Below are 22,356 nucleotides of genomic sequence, written 5' to 3'. Positions count from 1 at the left end.
TTTGCACCACACACAAAAAAAAACCTTAAAGTTTGCACAGAATATGACTTCTTACTAGTATTTACCCAAGCAAAGGTTACTGGAATATTTATGGCTCGGAGAAAACTTGAAACATTTGACGATTTTAATCGGGCCTTAAAAAATAAATATGGCATTGGGGAAGGGATTTCTTACAAACCTTGGCTGCGGGTCCAGGATGTAAAATCAAAAGGTGTTCGGTCACAAATTTTGGGGCTAAAAACAGGTAGAGTTCACCATACACTTTCCTCAATAGAAACTGATTTCTTCTATCTAGCGGAGTATTCTGACTCCGTAACAGATATCAGGGAACAATTTCCCCTTCTGCCAATAAACCTATCGATCAAAATAGCCAAAGCGTTAGGCATTGAGCATCCTACTCACCCAAAAACTAAAGAACCAATCATTATCACAACAGATGTTCTCCTGACAAGATTAATTGGAGAACAAGTCATATACGAAGCCATTTCTGTAAAACCAGAAGATGAGTCGAACGAACAAAGGGTTCTTGAAAAGCTAGAAATTGAGAGAGTTTGGTGGCAGCTACTCGGAATAAAATTCTCTTATTATGTCGGTAATGAGTTAACGCAAACACAAAGCCGAAACATCAACTGGGCCACTCATCCTTTAAGGTCAGAAACGGGAGTATTTACTGAATATGAGATGGATTATGCGGCATCTTTTCTAACATCAGGGAATCACTTTATTAGAGATATATGCGATCAGTTCGTCAATGAGGTAGGCATGAAACATGAAATGGCTCTTACCATGTTAAGGAGCCTTATTGGGAGCAAAAGGGTCACTGTTGATTTATCTTCGCCTCTAGAGAGCGCTGATTTCATTAATATTTTTAGTATACGCTATGTTGAAAAGGACTTGATTAATGGAGCTTGTCAAAAATAGTGTATGGAATGTCAGAAAAGTAGATGGAGTACCTTCGGGTTTATACCGTGTACTGCAAATATTTGAAGATATTTCCTGCTTAATCTTATTTTATCTAGATAACCCCAAAGGCATTACTAGACCTATGGCAATTGAGTTGGATAAGTTTTCAAAGTACATAAAGCAAAAGCAGATATTAGAAGGAAGATTTTTGTTACCACCTCATTTACTTTTGAGCGAAGAAGAAATTGACGAGAGTTATAAAATGATAAGGGACGAAAATTTCTCGTTCATTGAAGGTCTCGTCAGTGACCCTGAGTTTGTTTTTGACTATGCAACTAAAAGTAGGGTTCCCAGATTAGCCAAACACGCAAATAGTAAAGGAAAGGCTCGTACAACTATTTCTAGATTGTTAAATAGCTACTGGCGGTATGGTCAGGACAAAAACGCTTTGTTGCCTGCATATCAATATAGTGGTGGAGCTGGTCAGCAACGTAAAGTATCTGAAAAACCTCTTGGAGCACCAAAAACCTCTCGAACACTGGCAGTTGAGAGACCAAAAACTTTTATCGTTACAGATACGGATAAAGACAATATTCGTAAATCCCTTAAAAAACATCATTTAAAGACAGGTGGTATTAACTTAGTCGAAACAAGAAAAGAGTTGCTGAGAGAATATTATGCTGCAGAGGTAAAGAGAGCTAAAGCTTTAGGAGAGGCTCCTTATGTTCCTTCCTACAAGCAGGTTAGAGAGTGGAAATATAAGCTATTTACAAAAAACGAAATAACAGAAAAGTCATCAACCGACAGAGATTATTTATTAAGCAAAAGAGAGTTGCTAGGTGATGCGAAGCAAAAATGGCCTGTTCCGGGGAGTTGCTTTGAAATAGATGCGACTGTCGCTGATGTTCATATAGTTTCAAGTTTCGGTAAACAGTATGTTCTGGGAAGGCCGACTATATATTCAATAGTCGATAGAGCAAGTGGCTTAATTGTTGGGTTAAATGTTTCGCTATACTTTGCATCATGGCGTGCCGCTAGGCAGGCACTAGCAAACGCTTTTTTACCAAAAGCATCTTATTGCAAAGAATTTAGCATTGGTATTCAAGAGAGCGATTGGCCTGCCGCACATATTCCTTTGCGATTAATGTGTGATAACGGTGAAATGATAGGCTTAGAACCTCAAAAGTTAGTAGTTCCATTAACAGAACTACAATTGTCCCCGCCTTATCGACCTGACTTTAAAGCGATGGTTGAACGTCGATTTGGACTACTTAATGATGAAATGATACATAAACTTCTTGGTACTACAAGAGGAGGAAAGGTTGTTCGTGGTGATAGAGATCCAAGAAAAGATGCAATTTATACTTTAAAAGAGTTTACAGCATTGCTGATCGATGCTGTGCTTGAACTAAACCGTTCAATTTACAATAGTTTAGCTACTTCTAGCTCGCTGTTAATTGAAAAAAATCTATCTCCTACTCCGCTGAACTTTTGGAAGGCGCACATTGCGGAACACAAACATGCACTCAAACTTGCTGACAGTAGTGAAGTAATAAGCAGGTTGTACCCTCCGGCTAAGGCAAGCATGACTCGTGATGGTATCGAATATAATAATATGTATTACTCATGTGACCGTGTGGTTCAAGGTAAGCTAGCATCAATCGCCAGAACAAATGGGCAATGGCAGCTAGATGCTAGGATTAACGAAAATACCACAAATTATATCTATGTCAGATTTGATAAAAATGATGTATTCACCAAATGTAATTTGCTTGGTAAAAGTAACATGATGAAAGACCAACCTATGCACGAATCTGAATTTGTTATGGATTGGTTGGACAAAAATCATGAGGAAAATCCGATAAGTGTTGAATCGATTGATAGCAAAGTCATACGAACCAACATTGAGAGAAATGCAAAAACGAGAGCGAAAAACGATGACCTTACTCCCACTGAGAAAGTTAAAAATACTAGGGAGCGTCGAAATATTGAAATCGAAAAAACGGCAAATAAGGTTGAGGACAATTCTGTGTCTTTACCTCAAGAAAAGCCCAAAAGTAACACTGAACCAAAACCCTCCAGTGTTGTTTATTTACCTCGTAGAAAACGATAAGGGTCATAGCTATGCGTAAGGAGAAAGCCAGATACAATAAAGCTATATTGCCTGAGCACCAAGGTAACCCACTCATAGAAGCTTTAAGGCCGAAAGCCAACCAAGAGACTGTCATGGAAGCCTTTAGCAGTTACCCTGAGTTGGATGAACATATAAGACAGCACCCAGATCCTCTAGTGAGGGAAGAGTACACAGTGCGTCTGAAAAACCTACGTCAACCGCTCCCCATTTACTATAAATGCTTTAGAGCAATTGAGGATGCAATTAAGGCGGGTTATTCTGCTAAAAACCCACTAAGCCCAACAACTGCACAATATTTACATTACCCTGTTGATGAAAAGCCGGAGATTGCACCTCATACTGGATATTTTGAACCAAAAGGTGACGGTATTACTCTTGTCGGGGAAAGCGGTGTCGGCAAGTCTAGTATGCTTGAGCAAGTGCTCAATTATTTCCCAAATGTTATCGTACATGACAACTATAACGGCCAAGTCATGGAACATAGAAATCAAATCGTTTGGTTAAAAGTTGATTGTCCTAATAACTCAAGCGTAAGAGATTTATGTGAAGAAATCCTAGCTACGTTAGATCAAGCTATAGGCAATAAGCGAACAAAGCCAGAACCTACAATCGGTAAGCTTACTCGTCAGATTGAACAAAAAATAAAGGCAAATTTCCTCGGTATATTGGTTATAGATGAGATGCAGCGTCTTGAATTTAAGAGAACTGGTGGCGAAAACAATTTACTGAATTTCTTACATAGCTTAGTAAACAAACTAGGTGTTCCACTTTTCTTCTGCGCTAATCCCCCCTTCGATGAGACGCTGGCTAAAACGCTAAAGGCTGCGAGACGAGCTGAAAGTGGAGGTTATTTCGAAATGGAAGCTTTATCTCGTGATGGTGACGCATGGGACTGCTTCGTTCACGAATTATGGGATTTACATTGGACCAATATTACCACTGAGCTAACTGAAGAACTTAATGATAAATTACATGAGCTGTCTGTTGGCAACTTAGATATGGTGCACAGGATTTACCGTGACGCACAAAAGCTAGTGATTGGTTCTGGCGACGAAAAAATAACCACGGCAGTATTGGAGCAGGCACATGTTTCTGCTTGCGGTCTTTCATCTAAAACCGAAGAAGTCATAAGCTTACGTGAACAAAATACGTTGCCAAGAAGACAAAAAACAGAAGCTAAGACAGGTACGCTATCGAAGAACAACGTTGCTAACGCTAAAAAAGTAATTGCTGATATTACTCGACCTCAACATCCTGAGTTCGAATTACAACTTAGAGAGTTACAGAGCGCCATTGATTTGCCAGATAGAATCGCAGAACCTGACTTGCTAAGAAGGGTAGCAGATGAAGATGATCCTCTCGGGTATCTTCGAAGCAATAAAATTCTCTGCGATTCACCAATAGAGCAGTTTAATTAGGGTGGTCTAATATATAATCAGGATAACTGGCTTTTGGGCAGAATATGCAACTCCCAGCTTCATTACCTGACGAAACTTTATTTGGTCGCTATGTTCGGCATATGACTATTCTAGGTATGAACGAGCAAGACTATCTAACTACATTGTTAAATAAGCCTCGTGCTAGCATTCATCCATACCTAACTATTGGTATTCGCAGAGCTGCAAAATTGTGCGAAGACTCTGAAACTAAAATTTATCGTCAACAAACGTTAGGAAGGTTATTTTCATATTTTTTACCCCAATACGCCAAATCAATTTCACAAGCTCTACTTCAAAGTGATGGCAGCAATGCAATCAGAGCCTGTCAAATTGTTACGTTTAAAGAGTCCGAAACATTAACACTAAAATACTGTCCTGTTTGTGCAAAGGAGGATATTCGGCAGCACGGAGTGGCATATTGGCATCTAAGCCACCAAGTTTCGGGGGTCGAAGCATGTTCTGATCATAAAGTTTGGCTTATACATGAGAAACTCCCTGAGAGACCTCATATAAAGGCACTCTTGTTACCTTCATACTCAACACCCTATAGACAATGCACCGAGCTTAGCTTTCAATTTGCTAAATTTACAAAACAATTTTTGCGTGATGTTTCAGAATCCAATAATAGTTTTAATCTGTCAGAACTGCTAACCGAATTAGGTGAACGCGGATACGTTATTGGCAAAAAACGCATTAAAAGACAAGAGCTTACGCCAGACTTATTTAAGTTCATAAAGGGCTTGGAGCGCATTTCAACAACCTTACTACCCTGCTCTGACAAAGATTATCGCTATTTGTCTTATCTGCTAACCAGTAATATTAGTCAGCATCCTTTTAAATACTTATTGTTACTGTTTTGGCTAAAAAGCACACTAAACACAGACGGCAAACCACAAGTCAAAAATATTGAAAGAAAGCGCGGTATCGAAGACAAATCAGAGTTATGCCAATACTTGCTGAGACAAGGTAACTCAATGGCTAAAGTAAGCCGTATTACTGGTAAAAGTAGGTGCTATTTGAAAGCTTTGGCAACTAAAAATAATATCCCGATACAACTCAAACCCAAAGTCATCACGGAAGAAGTTATTAGCACCGTTATATCAATGGCATACAAAGGGTTTCATCGTAAAGCTATTGCTACAGAGTTCCAAATATCAACAGGTAGCGTAGAGCAAATTATTTCGAGCGAAGAAGGTTTAGTTAAAAAACGGAAACAATTTAAATACCAATCAAAAAGGAGAAAGTACAAAGCAACAATACTTAGAGCAATGAGAGACAACCCATCCTCAATAAAACAAGAAATTAAACACTGTTGCTATGCAGCTTTTCACTGGCTGTATGCTCATGAAAGATCTTGGCTAAATAGTGCATTACCTGCACCCACTAAGCCTCAAATACTCTCAAAAGTAGATTGGAAAAAGCGAGACCTAGAACTTGCCGTAAGAGTCAGAAGCATAATGCTAAAGACTAAGGATAGAATGACCCGAACCAGACTTGACAAAGAGCTAGGAGGTCATGGTTGGCTAATTCGGATGCAGTATAAACTCCCTCTAACAATGTCTGTATTTCAAACATTAAATGCCTCTCGTTAATTGCCCCGATTGGTAAGGCCTGATAATCCTAGACACTTTCTAGGTTCTCAAAATACTGCTGCTCAAAGTCAGCAGGAGACATACGGTCATTGTTAGTATGTCGTCGCTTCGGATTGTAGAACATTTCGATATAGTGGAACATAGCTTGCCTAGCCTCATCCCTCGTTTTGTACTTAGTTTTGCGTACTTTTTCTTTCTTTAAGTTGCTAAAGAAGCTTTCTGCTACTGCGTTATCCCAACAATTTCCTCTGCGGCTCATACTGGGCTTTATACCCAATTCAGTCAGTAGCTTTCTAAAGTTACGGCTGGAGTATTGAGAGCCCTGATCAGTATGTAGGTTCACTGTATTGTTCGGCTTTCGCCGCCAATAAGCAGCAGTTAAGGCGTCAAGCACCAAGTCCTCTGTCATGCGTTCGCCCATCGACCACCCAACGATGTTGCGAACATACAGATCCATCACTACTGCAAGGAATAGGAAGCCTTCCTGGGTGTGGATATAAGTAATGCCGCTGACCCACCATTGATTAAGCTCTTCTACAGAAAACTCACGATTAAGCGTATTCGCTGCAATAATGTCTGGTTTACCGCCATAACAGCCCTTTGGTGACCTATAGCCGCGCTGTGCTTTTAACCCTACTTGACGCATTAATCGCAGCACTCGGTCTCTGCCACAGGTAATGCGTGCTTCAAGTAAATCCTTATGGGTATTACGATAGCCGTAATGCCCACCGCTCTCAATCCAGAACTGTTTTATCTGACCCAGCAGTTTTTTATCTGCACTTTCTCGTTGGCTTAATGGCTGCTTAAGCCAATCATAATAACCACTCGGGTGCACCTGCAAAGCCCGACACAGCAGCCGAACGGGGTAATGATTGCTACGAGATTTTATGAACGGGTAGCGTTCTTTTGACTCGCTTGCAAAGAACACGGCGGCTTCCTTTAAATGTCCCTCTCTTGCTGTATACGTTTCAGCTCTCGCTTAAGCCTAGCGACTTCAGCCTGAAGGTCTTGCTCTTGAACGCGCTGTTTAGGCGGCTTTGCGTAGGTACGCATCCAGTTATACGCTTATACCTAAACGCTCTGCGACATCTGCAACGGCATAACCGTGAACAGTAATTTGATTAACGGCTTCTTGTTTGAACTCTGCTGAATAGCGTGTGCCTTTAGCCATAGTTTTACCTTCTATAGTTAAGTTACATTTTTACCATAAAAAGTGTCGGGTATCCTCAGGCCTTACCAGAATCTGAGTCTAATTGTCCAATCTAAATATAAGTTTGATTCTATCTAGTATCATTAAAATATTCTTTTTGTAGCACTTTTATTTCATTAATGTTTGACTCTGATTTATCAAAGTCATAGTTGGATATGTGCTTGGCCAACTGTTCAAGCAGAGCAGTGATCTGCGGACTGTAAGCATATTGTAGTAAGTACTCTACCTTATCTTGCGCCGCCACATCGTACTCACTGATAAAGCTTGCCAGCTCATCTAGGTCTTGTTCAAAATTGGCGTTTTCAGCTAATTGCTGGCTATTGCTTTGCTGCTGTTGGTTAAGTTTTAGGTAGTGAGTAAGGTCCAGTAGTACCTCGGAAAGTGCCGATTCAACCCGGTCTAAACTGGTGGCGATAGTTTCGTGCTCGGCTTGGTCAAGGCTTTGTTGTTCGAGCGTGCCAGCGTACTCTTGCAGTTGTTGTGCGCCGATATTACCGGCGTTGCCCTTAAGAGTGTGAGCGAGGCGAGTAGCACTTTCCCAATCAAGCTCGCTCCACGCGTCATTATACTGGTCAACAAAACTGTCTTGTCCTTCTAGGAAGCGTTGCACTATTTTTAGGTAGAGAGCACTGTTACCGTTGCAAGTGGTGAGGCCGGCGTTGACGTTAACCGACACCAGATTCACTTTCTTTAGGTCCTCTGAAACACTGGCGACTTTAGCGAGCCGCGCCACTTGCTTAACTGGAGATATCCACTTGGCCATGGTAGCAAACATCTCACTGACATTGATAGGTTTAGAGATGTAATCGTTCATGCCCGCTTTGATCACTTTGTCTCTATCGCCAGCCATGGCATTTGCCGTCATCGCAATCACCGGAATGTCCAAGCCCTGCAAACGGATTTCTTTGGTTGCGCTATAACCATCCAGCACAGGCATTTGAATGTCCATCAACACGCCATCAAACTGATGCTTGGCCAGTAACTCAAGCGCAACCTTGCCATTTTCGGCAATCATCACTTCAACCTGAACGTTTTCCAATAGGTCTCGGGCGAGTTCCTGATTAAGTTCATTGTCCTCTACTAATAGTACTTTCGCCCCAGCGAGCTTGCGCTGATTGTTCTTACTCTCTTCAACCTCAATTGAAGCGCGTTGAGTAACTTCAAACTCGCGCCCCATTATCTTCATCATCGCATCAAATACGGATGAGGCCGTCAACGGCTTACGCAAGAACTGGTCGATTCCCCTAGCGGCGGCTTGGTCGATATCATGCTGCTTAGCACTGGCAGAAACCATGATAAAACCATGTAAGCGGCCTTTTGCGAGTTGTTTTAGTTCGAGGCAAGTGTCAACGCCGTTAAGCTGAGGCATTTTCCAATCAACGATGGCCAAGTCATAATTGCCTTGTGCTTGTTGCATCAACTCCAAAGCTTGCTCACCGGAGCTTGCCATAGTGACTTCGCAACCTAAACTGCGCATGATATTGCCAAGTACTTCTAGCGCGGTGCTATTGTCATCGACTAGCATGACCTTCATACCCGCGAGGCTGACTGGTTTGCTAGCCTCGTCTGTGTCACTGACGCCCAGCTTACAGTTAAAGCTAAAACAGCTGCCTTGCTCTGGCTCACTGGTGACCGATATCTTACCATGCATAAGTTCCACAAGGCGTTTAGAAATACTTAAGCCGAGCCCAGTGCCGCCATATTTACGAGTGGTAGAAGTGTCCGCCTGACTAAAGGATTGGAACAACTTAGACTGTTGCTCTTGAGTCATGCCAATCCCGGTATCTTTCACCGAGAATGAAAGGTCTATGCTCGATGCGCTTTGAGTCAACACGGATACTGAAATCAGTATTTCTCCTTGTTCGGTAAACTTAACCGCATTGGAACTTAAGTTAAGTAGTATTTGATGCAAGCGCAGTGGGTCGCCAATTATACGTTTGGGTACTTCTGGGCTTATATCAAACAGTAGCTCTAGTTGTTTCTCTTCCAACTTAAAGGACAGCACATTCGCCAAGCTTTCTAAGGTGTCATCTAGCCGGAAATCGATTTGTTCAATGGTAAGTTTGCCTGCTTCAATCTTCGAGAAGTCGAGAATGTCATTGATAATGCCCAGCAAGGACTCTGCGGCATTGTGTGCTTTGCTGATGTAGTTGCGTGCCTTACGGCTCAAATCAGTCTGCAAGGCAAGGCTAGACATGCCAATGATTGCGTTCATAGGGGTGCGGATCTCGTGGCTCATATTGGCTAGGAAGTCAGATTTAGCCTGGCTGGCGTCACGCAACGCATTAGCTGCTTTGATCTCATTTGAAACATCGCGGAGTGATACGATGGTGAGGGTTTCACTAGACAGCTCAATAGGTGTTAGCGCTACCTTTACTTGGACTAGGTGTTGCTCGCCAGTTACAACTCGCAATTGATGGTCTTCTAAGAAATCAATGGCTTGAGGCGCGCTTTGATAAGCTTGTAGCGCTTGGTCCAGCAGTTGCCGCTCATCTAGATCGAGCAGGTCACCCAAGTTTAGCTGCTCTAACTCAGAGGGCTGACGCGACAGCAATTGCTCAGCAGCTTTATTGGTTTGAACTACACGTGCGTTACTGTCGAGGGCGAGCATTGCGGTAGGCGCGCGATCCAGCATGCGTCGGGTATCTTTTTCTGACCTAGCAAGCAGGGCTTGGTTTTGTTCTAGCTCTGCAGTGCGTTCGCGCACTAAGGATTCTAATTCGTCTTGCGAACGCAGTGATAGCTCGTAAGAGCGACGTCCCACATACAGCATAAAGCCAGCAATGGCAGAGATAACCAGTAGCGCGATAAACACCGCACCAATCATGATTTCGCGAACGCTGCGGTAGTCGTAGAGCACTTCTTCGATATCAATTTCAGCAACCGTGAATATGCCAAACTGGGGCAGCCAACGCCAAGAGCCTAGGACCTGCTCGCCATGGTAATCGATATACTCATTAACGTTGGTGTCGAAGGCGTCTTTATTGCTCACATCTTCCATGAACTCCGTTAGCAACTCGCGTTCAATTTGCACGGCGAGAATGGTAGTCAAGCTGTCACCTAAGCGGCGCTCCTCTAAGAGTTGGGCTTCAAAGCGGTTGCGGGTAATCATCAAGCCTTGTTGGTTCAGTGCATACAGTTCGCCGCTGCTACCCACGTTGGACGCATGGAAGGCATTGGAGAAACCAGCTCGTGGGTCCAAACGCAGGGCAAACACGGCAACCACCCTACCTGAGTGATCAGAGATCGGGCTCAGAATGAACATCGTCGGTGGTTTTTTGTTTAGGTCGTTATGTTGTTCTACCAAATCAACATCAGAGCGCACGGGTGGCACTAACACAACTTCTCCCCCCCAAGCGCGTTCTAATAGCTCGGGCGCTTGCTCGGCTAGCAGATTGGTTGTGCCCACGTTGGTATCGCGCATTGACGCCAAGTTCAGTTGATTAGGGCCGATGATAAAGAAACCAGTGGTAGGACTGAAGTGTAAGCGCTGCTCTAAATAAGCCCTAACTTTTGTAAGCACTGGAGACTTTAACAATAACTCTTTGCGGGTTTGCTCCTCGTTAGATAGTAGTGAAAGCTGGAAGAGAATCTGGGTAAGATTGGAAAAATCGCGGGTCAATATCAAGTTTATCTTGGCGCGCTCCTCACTGAACCACTCGTTGAGGATCCGCTCGGCGCCATCTTGCGCGATGTCCATTTGCCCATGGTAGGTTTCGTAAGCGCTATGCCTTAAGCTATTTAGCGCTATGGATATAGAAGCAATAAACGCTAAACACACGGCGATAACTACACCAGTAAAGACTTTGCGTTGTTTTGCATCGCCAAAGAAACTAGTTAATTGACTACGACGGTGTAAACGCCAGACCCAAATTGCTACAAATATCGCTATCAAAGTGAAGGTGCCAATGAATACGAGGCGCATTCTTAGCGACCGGTCTATGGCTTGCTGGTCTTGATCCACTTGGCTGAGTGCTTGCTCTGAAACACCAAAATCTTTGGAATACCAGCGGTCACGTAATTCGTCGAGCTTTTCAGGACCGAGCTTTTGCAAGCCCCAATTGATGAGTTCCACCAGTTCTGGCGCATCTTGGCGAATACAAAAGGTCGCCACCTCGGGAAGGATATCTGGAAAAGGCACAAAACGTACTGAGCTTAGATTACCAAAGCGTGCCCAATAGAGAGCGCTGGATTGGTAAGCGAGAAAGGCCTGCAGGTCGCCACTAGCTACCAGATTAATCCCACGTTCGTAGTCATTAATGTCTATCAAAGAACGACTAGGGTGGTAGTGGTCTAAGTATTCGCGCAACGCACTACCTTCAATGGAACCAATGCGTAGCTTGCTGGGCCAAGCATTAATGTCTGCCAGCGCTTGGTCTTGGATATTAATCAGAAAGCCGGGGACCTGCAGTACGATAGGCTCAGAAAAGTGAAACTCTTGCTCACGCTCAGGGGTTCTAGCGCAAACTGCTACCAAGTCGATTTCTTGGGCCCGCAAGGCAGTCAATTGTTGCTGCCAAGTGAGGGTTGCCTCAGGAATAAAGCGCACTGGCAACACTTCATCCAGCGCCTTGTACAAGTCTCTGGCAAAGCCGCTGTGAACGCCTTGCTCGTTAATAAAATCATCTGGACGCAGATCAGCAGAAGGACTGTAGTGAATAGCTGGATGATTCTGAACCCACGCAGCCAAATGGCTAGGCAGGACTTGCTGGTCGGGCTCTTGCTCTGCAGCTAGCTTACCATTAAATAATAGAAGCAAAGCCAAACATGCAGCTATTAGCGAGTACTTGGCGAAGTGCCTGAGAGGTTGACGTAAGACGCGGCATAAAGGCACTGAATGTCCTCTTTCCCTGAAAACGATAACATTAAGCGTAGGATAGAAGGTAGCAAGGGAAAAGTAATAAATTCACATATACCTAACTTTGCTACACTGGAACTAAGTATATTCAGTCTGGTCAGGGAGGATATTGGGCTGTGGCGATTATCTTTAAGCTTCAAATTACGTTAGGACTGGTGATGTTAACAATTCTGATTGGCCTTAACTCCGCCACTGCAACAGAACCTGGCGAAGTTCAAGTGGTCAGAATGACTCCAAAGCAATCGGAGGTGGATGTATCTCACGACTATCTGGTTAAGCTTCTTGAACTGGCCATAAACGAAACTGAACTTGAGTTTGGCCCGGCCAAAGTCGAATTTATGCCAGTAAACCTAGGACAAAACTTGGTACTGGAGCTGCTCGATATTGAAAATGTACTGGATGTAGTGGCTTCTGCACCTACACCTGAGCGCGAAGTACAATTTCGCTCTGCACGGGTACCGCTATTTATGGGCCTGCTTGGCTATCGAATGATGCTAATTAAACCCCGTGACCAGGCTAAGTTTGCAGCGATTACCCGCCCAGACCAGCTAAAGACACTGCGAGCTTGCCAAGGCTCAGCCTGGCCGGATGCCGATATACTCGAGGCGCAAGGCTACCAAGTGGTTCGCGTCGATGAACTAGCAACCATGTTTGAGTATCTACAAGATGGTAAGTGCGATTACTTTCCAAGGGCGATTACCGAAGGCTACGGCGAACTGGCTTTTTACAATCAGCGCAATCCCAATCGCCCCTTAGCCGATTTTGACCAAATCTTACTTCATTACACCGTGCCACTCTATTTCTTCACCAGTCATCGCAATTACGTACTGGCTTCGCGTCTGCAGTTAGGTTTGGAGCGCGCCATTGCCAAAGGCCGCATGCAAGAGCTGATGGCACAGCACCCCGTAACACAAGTGGCTTATCCCTTGGATAAGTGGCGTGAAACTGTGGTGTTTGAAGTGCTGAACCCAGACTTACCTAAATCCACGCCACTGTATAACCCGCGCTTATGGCAGCAACTTCCGGTTAAGGAGCATCTGCAATAGATGCGGAGTTTGTGGTTGCTAAGCGTGCTGATATGTAGCCAAGTGGCTGCCGACAGCTTTTCTTCGGCAGTCGACGATGACGATCTTTGGGAGCAACTAGAAGATAAGGCCGAGCTCTCAGCCGACCTGTCTTACATTCAGCGCATACGTAAACGCAAGGATGAGTCGGGCTTAAGCGATCAATATCTCGATGATTTAGACCACGGCACTGTGCAGGCAGCAGGGCATTTTCGCTCTGGGTGGCTTAAGCAACACTTTGCTTTGAATGTCTCAGCCTTTGGCGCGAGTGATTTACATTATAACGAGCTGGCTACCCGCAATATCGAGAACGAATTTAGCTTTGCCGGTCAGCGCTGGGGAGAGGAGAACAACGATAGCGCACATAGCGGCGCAAGCCTCAATCGCGTGGCTTTTAAGCTAAGAACGGCCAACAAATTAGCGCGGCTTAAGTTGGGTTATGTGCCGCTGCAGGTCCCTGGAATCATCGGCGTGAATTGGTCGTTTCAGTCAGGTACTTATCGCGGGGCTCAGCTAAAAGTAGAGCCAAAAAACTGGAAGTTTGTTTATGCCTGGGCAGATAAATATAAAGCACCTTGGTATTTACACACCCAAGTCTTCTCGCGATTAAATGCCTGGGATGAAAGAGCTGTGACTAGTAAAAACCAGATTGCCTATATTCACGGCGCTGCAGCCAGCTACCAGAACAGCGATTCACCGTGGTCGGCAGCGCTTGCTGCTGGTGAAGCTAAAGACTTTATGTATACCCTGCATGCTAAGCTGGCTTACTCACCAACTAACTGGTCAGTCAGTTATTTGGTATACGCTTCAGACAGCTTGGAGGAAGATGACCAGCTCTACCATTCTTGGGCTGTTCAACAAGGTATTAGGAGTAGCTTAAGTTTGTCGCAGTGGCAACTACGTGCTGAGTTAATGCATACCAAAGCGCCAGGCTTGGGCACCTATTTGCCACGCTTAACTCGAGGCTATGCAAACTCGCAAGGCTCTAACGAATTTTGGTGGGACAGTCGCTCCGACTGGAATAACGATGGAGAGCTGGCGGGCTTTGTTGGCGCTTGGTATCAATTTAAAAACACCTGGGTAGGTGGAGCTTGGCAGTGGGGCGTTTCTGGTGCTTATGGTTTTGGCACACGTCGCTGGGTGGATGGCGAATTGGACCAAAACGCTTCCAAAGGTTCCGAAAGCGCGGTTAATTTCGATATTAGCTATCGGGTGAACGGTGGCAGCTTTGAGCATGCGGAGATACGTTTACACTTTACGTCCTATCACAATCATCAAGACGAACAGGGCAGCTTCTACTACGCCAATATGTTCACGTCTGAGCGAGATATAAAACTGCTCGCGCATTTCCCCATCACCTTACGATAGATTTAGCTCCTGCCACTCTACTTACACTTGTACTAGGTGGATCAAAACGTTACTGAGAAATGTCGGTAATAGTGCGATTCAAAGCTCATTTTAATATATCACGCCATCTTTCATAATTACTTTTATATTCTCTTGGGGAGAGCTTAATACCGATATATCTTCGAGAGGGTTTCCTTTGACCAACAAAATATCAGCATAAGCGCCTTTTGTTATCTGTCCTAACTTCGCTTCTTTATATGGGTGGCGCAGACCGCTTAGCTCAAACAGTTCAGCATTTTTGCTTGTTGCTTGTTGCTTGCTGCAAGATCTCAAAGTTAGACCAAAATCGCGATCTAGCCATGAATTCCTGGTTTTGGAGCGCCTGCTTTCCTGGTGGTCCGAACAAATCAGTACCCCACGCGATCTTCACACCATATTGCTTGGCTAGCTCAAGTACGGTTTTTGATTCTTTGTTAACCTTTCGCATCTTTGGCTCACTTGGTGTGCCAACGATCTTTAGTTGCTCCGGTGTCATTCCAAACAACAAGGCTTGCGGGGAGAGCCATATGTCGTTTTCTGCCATCAACTTAATGGTCTCTTCTGTTAAGAAAGGGCCATGTTCTATGGATTTCACTCCCGCCTCTATCGCCATTTTTACAGCTCGGTCGGTATAGGCATGCACCGCAACATAAGTGCCCCAATTCTCCGCCTCAGCAACAATGGCTTTCAATTCTTCAAGCGTATATTGAGTTGTGTCTAACGGGTCGTAATAGCTCGATACGCCCCCTCCTGCCATTACTTTTATCTGAGATGCGCCGGTGCGGAGAACTTCACGAGCCGCTTTTTCTACCTCTGGCACTCCATCAGCAACGTATGACCAGCCCATTAGCACTGCTTTATCGGGAATACCCGTAAAGCTATTAGAGATCTTGAATTTGCTGGTAGCTAAATCACCGTGTCCAGAGGTTTGGCTGATAAAAGGGCCTGAAGACAAAACTCTTGGCCCTGGAACGAGGTTTTCGTTTATTGCTTGCTGCAATCCGGCGACTGGTCCACCCATATCTCTGACGGTGGTATAGCCTCTCTTCAGCATTTGATTGGCAGCTGCCACGGACTGTGCACCGACGTAGCCCCAATTATCTTCATAAACACTTTTGTTGGGCGCTGCATTCAGCATTAAATGCACGTGGGAGTCCAACATACCAGGCATTAAGGTAAGCCCTTCCCCATTGATGGTCTCTGTGTTCTCGCCGGGCTCTAGGTTCTCTCCAATAGCTTGTATTTTGTTGCCTTCTACTAATACATCGAGCTGGGTGTATATCTTGTGTCAAGGCCATTAAACACATTTACGTCGTTAAAAAGTACGGAGGCATCGTCGATTGAAGCAGCAGAGGTAGTGGCTGAGAGAAGAGAGGCAACTAGAAAGGCGGCACTTGTATGGAATTTTGTCATTGTTGCATTTCCTTGGCTCTTTGTCTGTCGTTTAAACGAATTTTAGCAAGTACTTAGTTAATATTGCTATGAAGCTAGTACTCATAGTCCTCTATCAAAGAGGCACTCATGGTATAACCCATTGTTAAGTCGCTGTAACCGTCAACAATGTACAAATTCTCAGTCTTTAGATTAGAGCTGATAACTCCTTCAACCCATACTGGGTATTTATAGTTCTTAAGTTTAAAGCCCTTTGGGAAGGACACTCTGACTATTTGGTTTGCTGGAGGGGGGGGCATGTGGATACACGCTCCTGCGTACGGCACTAATAAAAAGTCTGTGCCAACCATAGACTCCGAGAACTCTAAAGGAACCAAAAAGCCTGGCATACGTACCAGTTTTCCATCGTGTGCTGAGGTTAAGGCCAGAGCAGCTAACTCCTGTTGTTCGATATACTGTTGTCTCAAGGCGAGAACCTTGTCGGCATCGATTCCGTCCAATCTAAGGTTGGCTTTTACCTTAGCTAGTTCAGCTTTATCCTTCTCTTGCTCTGACATCGCCAAATTCAGGACCTCTTGTAACTGAGCGATTTGTGCTTGACTGAGATCTGGTAACTTTACCTGTTCAGGAGGGTGAGGCTTCAACTCTTCCCACTGTAGCTCTACAAAATCAGCACTTTGTGCATTGAGTGTGAACAGCAAAATAGCGGCGCCAATGAGCTTATTTAGCATCTTTACTCCAATTCTTTTGTTTTGATGAGATGTCTATTACTTCGAATAAATGCATTGCTGAAAAAAAAGGCTCACTATTCCTAGCGAGCCTTTCTTAGTGAGTAGTTAAAGCGTGTTTTTGTAAATAACGCCATCTTTCATAATGAGTTGGATGGTTTCTGGGCTTTCTGGGCGTTTTTCTGCGCCAAACCACGTATCGCCAGTCCCTACTACAGAAAAGTCCTTGAGTGGGTTACCGTCTAGCAACAGAATGTCCGCATACGCACCTTTTTCGATGACACCAAGCTTCGCTTCTGGGTACGGGTTCCAGAAGTCACCAGTCAATGCTGCAATTTCGCCGCCAACAGAAGTCAATGATTTCATTGATTCATATGGACCAAAGAAATCATTGTTTAGCTTCTTCTCGTAAGCGATTTGGATGTTACATGCTTCTACTGAACCGACACAATCGGTATGGAAACCACGAGGAGCTGGACATTCTTTCTGCATGCTTGGCATGTAAGATTCGAATGCGGCTGTCGCCGATTTCGCTTTACGTAAACTAGACGGAACATTCTTAACTGCTGGTATTTCTAATAGTCCAGGGTCAAATGCAGTAATGTTAGTGGTGATGTATGCCCCCTTCTCTTTCATGAGATCAGAGATTTCACAATCAAACATAAAGCCGTGTTCAATGGTTTTAACACCGGCATTAAGTGCACTAATAATTGCTTCTTTACGATATGAGTGCGCCATGACATAACTGCCGTAACTATCTGCAACTGCAACAGCGGCGTCTAACTCTTCAGGTGAACCTGCTAAGAGCTGCCAAGGGTCAAATGCCGAAGTAACACCACCTGATTGCATGTACTTAAGCTGAGTTGCACCCATACGCATGTTGTTACGAGCGAACTTCTTAACATCACCGACATTGTCAGTTTCTTGTGCTAGGTTCAAACGGCTCATATTAGTATCGACACCTGGAGGTGAAGAGAAGTTTGCAAAATCAGCGTGACCACCACGAGCACTTAAAAATGCACCAGATGGGTAGAAGCGAGGGCCGACAATTTGGCCTGCGTCGATTGCACGACGTAAACCACCGTTAGCACCACCTGCATCACGTACCGTTGTGAAACCTTGCATTAGGTACATTTCAGCCATACGAGTACCGTGAATCGCAAAGTCTTCCCATGTGGCTCCAGACTCCATTGCAGGTAGAGAAGGCCCCATAAGCATCAAGTGGGCGTGATTTTCAATAAAACCCGGGGTCATGGTTTTTCCGGAACCATCGATGATGGTTGCATCGCTTCTAGCGGTGATTTTCTTCGCTGATATTGCGACAATCAAGTTACCTTCGACCAGAACATGGTGGTCTTCATACAGCTTATTATCTGTGCCGTTAAAGATATCTACGTTTTCAAACACAACTTGCGGCTTTTTGGCATGGCCATCAGCAAACGCGAAGACGGATATTAAGGCGAATGAGAATGCTAAGACGGTTTTTTTCATGGTTATCCCTTACTATGTAAATATACCTGCACTATGTAAATATAACTTCCAGTCGATTCCGTTACGAAAGTTTATTCATATTACTTAAAATTTTTCCATCGGTTATGTCAAGCACAAGCCTGATTTCAGATGATAATGAAACTGGTTAATGATATTTCAAATATAGTGTCTTTCTAAGACTATTACAGCGTTCCTGGTCCAAAGGATCACCTAAGTACTCACCATCTTCTGCTGCTTTTTTAGTGATGAGGGCTTTGGTGCGATCGTGACTATCAAGTTTTTTGTACTCATCATAAGTACTCAGCTTAAGAAGTTTGTATTTACTCTTTGTTTCTCCGTCAGAAAAATTGTTGTAGCAGTGGATCATTGCGCCAGCATTTGCTCCCACTGCGCCAGCATCAGATATTGCCGCGCTTGGTGAGCTGTATACCGCGACAAGAGGAATCAGTGAAAAAAGCATATATTTCATGTGGCATTACCTGTTTTAGCCCTTGTAGTTCTAACTTTAGCTACTTTTTTTTTTTTTGCTAAAAAACGATTGTATTTTCGCAATTAGTCGCTTTCTCTGGCTGCTCAATCGAATAATAAAGGTCTGCGATGACCAAAATGGTGGTAACTATGAACAGTAAAGGTTTTACACTGATTGAGCTAGTAATCAGCATTATCATTTTAGGCATTCTCTCGATAACAGCTGCACCCAAGTTTCTTGATTTAGGCAGGGACTCGCGGATTGCTACCTTGGAAGGGGCTGCGGCGTCTCTACATTCTGCTGCAAAGTTGGTCCACAGCAAGGCTCATATCGAGGGCAAACATAATTTAGAACGAGCCATGGTAGAAACCAACCTAGCGAGCATTGAGCTTAAAGAAGGCTACCCAGAGGCAACAACAATTGGTGAGAGTGTTGACTCAGGAGTAGGTATGGATGAGCTAGTTGATACAGATCTAGACTATTGCTACGGCAGTCGTACCAAAGACTGCTTTGATGAACCAACAAATAGCTCTACCTTTAAGCTAGGCTACTTCTTTGAAGAGATAGAACAGCGCCAATGCTACGTAACGTACAGTGAAGTAGGGGGAAGCACTAATGATACTGATAAGTACCAAGTCACAATCGAGACCGAAGGCTGCTAGTTACCCTAGCAGCCTACCGTATAGCTATTGCTGCTTCGCTCCCAACTTGCTGGCTAGTGGTTTGGCTGATATGCCGTGGGCAATCAAGCTGAATATCACGGTTGTACTCACTACCACCGCTATCAGCTCAGCGTTAGCCACACCAGCATCAAGTACGATTATCGCGAATACTAAACTCGCCAAGCCTCTGGGTCCAAACCAGCCCATAAACAAGCGCTGCCCGCTTGAGACTGAAGTGCCAAGGAAAGACAGATAAATTGGCAGTATTCTCACTAGCGTTAAGCTCAACGCCGCATAGATAAAGATGCTTAACGATAAATAGTCGAGCAACAGAGCGACCACTGCTGCACCGAACAGAACCCAAGTTAGCATTGCAAACAACTCGGCAATACTTTCAGTCGTGAGCACCAGTTTGTGAGTGTGTGACGACAATAAGTGGCCAAATAACATTCCTCCAGAGAACGCAGCGATATAGCCACTTCCGTGCAGGGCTTGTGCTAAACCAAAACTGGCGAGTGCAATAGCTGCAACGGTTAGTTGCCCCCAAACCTCGCTCAACCATTGCTTGTTGGCGCTCCATATCAACAATTTGGCGCCAATGAAGGCAAAGCTTAGCCCCACCGCCAAACCAATTCCGATCTCTTCGCCAACCAACACCAATGCATGGCTTGTAGTAACATGCTCTTGGCCACTTGAGGCCATGGTAATCAAAATCAGCAAGATGGGAACGCAGAGCCCATCATTTAGGCCACTTTCAACGTTCAGTCCTTCACGCACTGCGGTGGGAACCGAAGGATTGGTGATCACTGCCTTGCCCAAAGCAGCATCTGTCGCAGCCAGCATGGTGGCTAAGATGGCTGCTTCTATCACTGAAAATTCATCGAATAGTAGGTAGCCAACTGCGAAACCGATCGCAATAGCGCCTGGTAGACCAAGGGCAAGCATTCTCGTTGGATACAAGGCTTGTTTGCGCACGACTGAGAGGTTTGCGTGTGCAGCGTCGGAGAACAAGATCAGAGCAAGCGTAATATCGGCGAGTAAGCGCAGATCGGCGGAGCTTGCGTCAGTGCCAATCAACCCAAGCCCAGGCGCGCCCAGTACTAGTCCCAATGCAACGTATATCATTGGCCCAGAAATAATCGTGTCTTCTACTTTTTTCGCCACTAGCGTGTAAAGAAAAACGATGGCGGCAAGAATGCCAAGCGTAGCGTAGATCTCTTCAAGATTCATAAGCACGTTCCCTGTGTTTGAAAGTAATACGAAATTGGTGCTAGTAGTTATTCACTGTCTGGTAAGTAAACTTTAAATTTTGACAGCTCCGCTAAAACTTTAGGATGAGAAAATATTGCCTGGCCAGCTAGTTGACCGAGCGAATCCATGCTCTGATTGATGGCTTGTCGCCCATCTTGCTCTACTACTTTTTGTGTCTCTGTAGCACAGCTTTGATCCAATAGTCGAAAAAACAAACGGGCGACATCTTGGTTTATTTTTTCTTTCTCTTGGGGAGTCACACTCGCCAAAGAAGCCATCTCAGGGTGAGCCGATATAGCTGAGAACATCCACTTAATCAGTAAGACTCGGTCCTCTTCTGTAGCAGCGTTTACAAAGCAGGCTCTGAGCGAGTCTTTGTAGATATCTGCCTTTAAATTAGTGCTATATAGTATCAACAGGGTGGCAAGTAGAGTTCTTATTAACATAGTTTTCCTCACTAGTGTTATTAGTAGCTAGGTACGGCCTCGCAAAGTGATGCTATCTATGCTCTTTGCTCAACATTATCTTCAAGGTATCTTGAAGTACCCACATCAGCACTGATGTAGACACACCTACCATTACTATTCCGTTCAGTGCTTCTAACGCTCCCAATAGCTTGTTTTTCTGAGACATCACAAAATCCCCATACCCCAACGTCGCAAAATTAACAGCAGAGTGATAAAAGGCTTCATTGAAGTTGGCGAACTCATCCAAGAAATAAAAGAGCAGAGCCCACAAAGCGGTTTGGATAAGGTTGCTTCCGATGAGCATCATCATCACGCCACTGATCAGAGATAACCTCACTAAAAACTTGGGACTTTGCAGCCAGCCTTGTCGGGTCATGTAGAATTTAATTGAAGCGACCATTAGAGCGCTTTGGAAAATCAGACATAGCATCATCAGTGATATTCCAATTATCAAGTTCATCAGCACGTCTTAATTCCTTTTAAATTCAATGTGCGTGAGAGTTAGCTTCAGTGGAACACTCAGGTGAGTCTCCGTCTCTAATTGCTTGTCGTGTAGCGGCAAGCATTTCATCGGTGCCATCTACTGCGACATAGTGACCAATTTGCTCGGCGTAACTGCGACTTCCACCCATGTTGTGATGCGTGTTGGTCCTATCTCTCATATCCAGATGGCCAGATGTTTGAGTGATAAAGGGGCCAGAGGAGAACACTCGCGGGCCAGGAAACCACCCGTCATCAATTGCGCGCTGAACCCCAATACTTGAACCTCCTGCATCACGTACAGAAGTAAACCCGCGATAGAGCATTTCCTCAGCCATTTGACCGGCTGCTGCACCAACGTATACCGCAGTATATTCATTCTCCAATTTGTCAAAGGGCGCAATCAGCGACATGTGGGTATGCACATCAATAAAGCCAGGGGTTAGCACTCGATTTCCCCCATCTATGAGTGTTGCGCCCTCTGGAACAGGGATTGGCTCAGCGGAAATTGTCTTTATTAGGTTGTTGGCAACAAGTACGTGCCCGGGAGTTAGCTTTTTGTTGACGCCATCAAAAATTCTTACGTTACTGATCAGTGTGGTTTTTGTAGTTGAGTCAGCATCTGCGGCCACGTTTGTCACAGTGAGTATGCATGAGGCGATAATCAACGCGCCTATTTTTAAGCTGTATTGCATGCGGAGCCGTCCTTTTGATACAGTTTCACCGTTAAAGCGTAGACTAAATATCATGAGGTATTAGCTAGTTGGCTTTAAAAAGTCGAAGGCGTCGTTAATTTTATTAAGGCCCAGTATTTTTTCAGTGCCTATAGG

At 44.5% G+C, this 22,356-nt stretch carries 16 protein-coding genes and 1 pseudogene; 7 read left to right on the top strand and 10 right to left on the bottom strand.

The genetic code is table 11. The features are described from left to right. Positions 1–90 precede the first annotated feature (90 nt). From OV592_RS01025 to OV592_RS01010, 4 genes are read left to right on the top strand one after another with little or no spacing between them, the layout of a single operon-like run. Positions 91–921, top strand: coding sequence for a TnsA endonuclease N-terminal domain-containing protein (locus tag OV592_RS01025; RefSeq protein WP_406610109.1), 831 nt, complete (start codon positions 91–93; stop codon positions 919–921). Beyond that, positions 902–3,016, top strand: coding sequence for a transposase (locus OV592_RS01020; RefSeq protein ID WP_406610108.1), 2,115 nt, complete (start codon positions 902–904; stop codon positions 3,014–3,016). The genes OV592_RS01025 and OV592_RS01020 overlap by 20 nt, the downstream gene beginning before the upstream one ends. Before the next feature lie 11 nt (positions 3,017–3,027). Continuing rightward, a complete protein-coding gene (locus OV592_RS01015; RefSeq protein ID WP_406610107.1) occupies positions 3,028–4,455 on the top strand; it encodes an ATP-binding protein in 1,428 nt (475 codons plus the stop codon). Positions 4,456–4,499: 44 nt separating this feature from the next. After that, complete coding sequence (locus OV592_RS01010) at positions 4,500–6,068, top strand: TnsD family Tn7-like transposition protein (protein WP_406610106.1); 1,569 nt, start codon at positions 4,500–4,502, stop codon at positions 6,066–6,068. Between the two features lie 28 nt (positions 6,069–6,096). Here OV592_RS01010 and OV592_RS01005 read toward each other — a convergent pair. Together OV592_RS01005 and OV592_RS01000 are read right to left on the bottom strand one after the other, a co-directional pair. After that, positions 6,097–7,239, bottom strand: a pseudogene (locus OV592_RS01005) (IS3 family transposase). A gap of 109 nt (positions 7,240–7,348) precedes the next feature. Further along, positions 7,349–12,043 carry a response regulator gene (locus OV592_RS01000; RefSeq protein WP_406610105.1) on the bottom strand — a complete coding sequence of 1,565 codons (4,695 nt, stop codon included), beginning with the start codon at positions 12,041–12,043 and terminating at the stop codon, positions 7,349–7,351. 251 nt (positions 12,044–12,294) lie between these two features. On the opposite strand from OV592_RS01000, the gene OV592_RS00995 reads away from it, so the two are divergent. Continuing rightward, positions 12,295–13,182, top strand: coding sequence for a hypothetical protein (locus OV592_RS00995; protein ID WP_406610104.1), 888 nt, complete (start codon positions 12,295–12,297; stop codon positions 13,180–13,182). Beyond that, on the top strand, positions 13,183–14,568 hold the full coding sequence (locus tag OV592_RS00990) for a hypothetical protein (protein WP_406610103.1): 1,386 nt from the start codon (positions 13,183–13,185) through the stop codon (positions 14,566–14,568). 268 nt (positions 14,569–14,836) lie between these two features. Here OV592_RS00990 and OV592_RS00985 read toward each other — a convergent pair whose 3' ends face one another. From OV592_RS00985 to OV592_RS00970, 4 genes are all read right to left on the bottom strand, one after another. Continuing rightward, entirely contained in the window at positions 14,837–15,757 is a 921-nt protein-coding gene (locus OV592_RS00985; RefSeq protein WP_406610102.1) for an amidohydrolase family protein, read from the bottom strand. A gap of 316 nt (positions 15,758–16,073) precedes the next feature. Then, entirely contained in the window at positions 16,074–16,709 is a 636-nt protein-coding gene (locus OV592_RS00980; protein ID WP_406610101.1) for a DUF3299 domain-containing protein, read from the bottom strand. Between the two features lie 105 nt (positions 16,710–16,814). Then, positions 16,815–18,197: an amidohydrolase family protein gene (locus OV592_RS00975; protein WP_406610100.1), complete on the bottom strand. Its 1,383-nt coding sequence runs from the start codon at positions 18,195–18,197 to the stop codon at positions 16,815–16,817. A gap of 145 nt (positions 18,198–18,342) precedes the next feature. Continuing rightward, entirely contained in the window at positions 18,343–18,666 is a 324-nt protein-coding gene (locus tag OV592_RS00970; RefSeq protein WP_406610099.1) for a hypothetical protein, read from the bottom strand. Positions 18,667–18,815: 149 nt separating this feature from the next. Between OV592_RS00970 and OV592_RS00965 the strand changes: the two genes are divergently transcribed. Beyond that, positions 18,816–19,328, top strand: coding sequence for a prepilin-type N-terminal cleavage/methylation domain-containing protein (locus OV592_RS00965; RefSeq protein WP_406610098.1), 513 nt, complete (start codon positions 18,816–18,818; stop codon positions 19,326–19,328). A gap of 24 nt (positions 19,329–19,352) precedes the next feature. Here OV592_RS00965 and OV592_RS00960 read toward each other — a convergent pair whose 3' ends face one another. The 4 genes from OV592_RS00960 to OV592_RS00945 are packed head-to-tail and all read right to left on the bottom strand — an operon-like array spanning position 19,353 to position 22,221. Next, positions 19,353–20,558 carry a cation:proton antiporter gene (locus OV592_RS00960; RefSeq protein WP_406610097.1) on the bottom strand — a complete coding sequence of 402 codons (1,206 nt, stop codon included), beginning with the start codon at positions 20,556–20,558 and terminating at the stop codon, positions 19,353–19,355. 47 nt (positions 20,559–20,605) lie between these two features. After that, positions 20,606–21,025, bottom strand: coding sequence for a hypothetical protein (locus OV592_RS00955; RefSeq protein WP_406610096.1), 420 nt, complete (start codon positions 21,023–21,025; stop codon positions 20,606–20,608). 52 nt (positions 21,026–21,077) lie between these two features. Then, a complete protein-coding gene (locus OV592_RS00950; protein ID WP_406611406.1) occupies positions 21,078–21,506 on the bottom strand; it encodes an ion channel in 429 nt (142 codons plus the stop codon). Between the two features lie 25 nt (positions 21,507–21,531). Continuing rightward, positions 21,532–22,221 (bottom strand): amidohydrolase family protein, encoded by a 690-nt coding sequence (locus OV592_RS00945; RefSeq protein WP_406610095.1) that lies wholly within the window; start codon positions 22,219–22,221, stop codon positions 21,532–21,534. Between the last annotated feature and the right edge of the window lie 135 nt (positions 22,222–22,356).

This window comes from Agarivorans sp. JK6, assembly GCF_045277145.1.
Taxonomy (GTDB): domain Bacteria; phylum Pseudomonadota; class Gammaproteobacteria; order Enterobacterales; family Celerinatantimonadaceae; genus Agarivorans; species Agarivorans albus.
Note: the sequence above shows the minus strand (reverse complement) of the source record. Positions and strands in the feature narration are given on the sequence as shown.